The sequence below is a fragment of the Nostoc sp. genome (assembly GCF_035638895.1).
In the GTDB taxonomy this organism is placed as follows: Bacteria; Cyanobacteriota; Cyanobacteriia; order Cyanobacteriales; family Nostocaceae; genus Nostoc.
Genome location: NZ_DASQZC010000566.1, coordinates 1 through 1,923, shown reverse-complemented (window position 1 = coordinate 1,923; position 1,923 = coordinate 1). Strand labels below are relative to the sequence as shown.

At 43.7% G+C, this 1,923-nt stretch carries 1 protein-coding gene; it reads left to right on the top strand.

The features are described 5' to 3' along the window. Positions 1-399: 399 nt before the first annotated feature. A partial coding sequence (locus VE944_RS28075) for a DEAD/DEAH box helicase family protein (RefSeq protein WP_324985108.1) occupies positions 400-1,923 on the top strand: 1,524 nt, incomplete at its 3' end.

Below are 1,923 nucleotides of genomic sequence, written 5' to 3'. Positions count from 1 at the left end.
GCAGTATTACCCTCCAAGATAAGGGACTTCTAAATATAAAAAATATCCTATTGCTTTTAGAGCAAGGGAGCAGGGAGCAGGGGAAACAGTTGCTGCAAATGCTTAATACTTTGCAACAAATACTCTTCCATGTATAAGAAAGGCTTAAATCATTGCAACAATTGTTGTAGTTAACTTATGAATTGATTAGTTATTGGTCATTAGACTTGTTGCAAAAGTCTCTAACACCTCTCCTCTAAGGACACACAAGTTTAATTACCCCCCTTAATCCCCCCTTGTAAAGGGGGGAAACAGGAAATCTAGTTCCCTCCCCTTGTAAAGGGGAGGGTTAGGGTGGGGTAAAACCCTAGTTGTGGCGTAGAGTTTAACTAATGACTCCGTGCAGTTAGTGTATTTAATATGCCATCACTAAACTTCTCATTTCTTGCAGTCCACGATACACAACTTGTAAGATTAGGCGCTTTAGCTGAACGATATTTTGCAGATGACCCCAATACTTGTTTAATTAAGTTGCGACAGTTTGGGGAATTGCTGGCTCAGTTAGCAGCAGCTAACGTTGGACTTTATGAGGTAGCGGATGAACGGCAGATTAATTTGCTGAATCGGTTGCGCGATCGCGGTTTAATTAAAGGAGATGTCGATCGCTTGTTTCATGAGTTACGAAAAATTGGCAATCAGGCAACTCATGAGATTTCTGGCAATCACCGCACGGCTTTAAGTGGGCTGAAGTATGCGCGTGAGTTGGGGATTTGGTTTCATCGTTCATTTAGTGGTAATCGCAATTTTGACCCAGGCGCGTTTATTCCCCCACCTGACCCCAAAATAGAGACACAGGCACTTAAAGCCGAGTTAGAACGCTTGCGAGATGAAGTACAAAAGAGTTTTTCTGAGGCTGAGGCAGCACAAGCATTAGTAACAGCTGAGACGCTGCGTAGAAGTGCCGCCGAAGATTTGGCACGGGAAGCAGAGTCGAAAGTGCAGGAGGTGTTAAATCACCTGGCAGAAATTCAGGCTCAAGCAAAAAGTGAGACTCAGCAAACCATTCAGCAAACTATTACTCAAGCTCAAGTCGCTGAAAGTGGTGTGTTGCTGGATGAAAGAGAGACACGCAGACTCATTGATGCTCAATTACGGGCAGCCGGTTGGGAAGCAGATTCTGAAGAACTGACTCATCAAAATGGTGTGCGTCCTCAAAAGGGAAGAAATTTAGCAATAGCTGAGTATCCCACTGCGAATGGACGGGCTGATTATGCGTTATTCTGCGGTTTGCAAATTGTGGGAGTAGTGGAAGCTAAACGGCAAAGCAAAGATGTTTCTGAAGGTGCGCTTAATCAAGCTAAACGATACAGTGAAGGGTTCCAAATTACGGGAGAAATGTTTGCAGGTGGACTGTGGCAAAATTATCAGGTTCCATTTGTCTTTGCAACCAACGGACGACCATATTTACAGCAACTTCTAACTAAGAGTGGCATCTGGTTTTGTGATTTGCGGCGAGCGACTAATCTTCGCGTCTGTCTACCTACTTGGCACTCTCCTCAAGGATTACTTGATATTTTAACTCAAGATGTTGACCAGGCAGTAACTCGTTTAGCCGAAGAAGGTTTTAGCTATGGGTTGAAATTGCGCGATTATCAAATTCGCTCCATTCAAGCGGTAGAGTCTGCCTTGGCACGAGGACAACGAGAATTACTCGTGGCGATGGCAACAGGAACAGGAAAAACTAAAACTTGCATTGGTTTAGTTTATCGGCTGCTGAAAACTAAGCGGTTTCGCCGGGTGTTGTTTTTAGTCGATCGCACCGCATTAAAAGAGCAAACCACTAACGCCTTTAAAGATTCTCGCATGGAAAACCTGCAAAGTTTCGCTGATATATTTGAAATTAGCGATCGCAACAACACTGAGTTTGATCGTGATCTTAAAGTT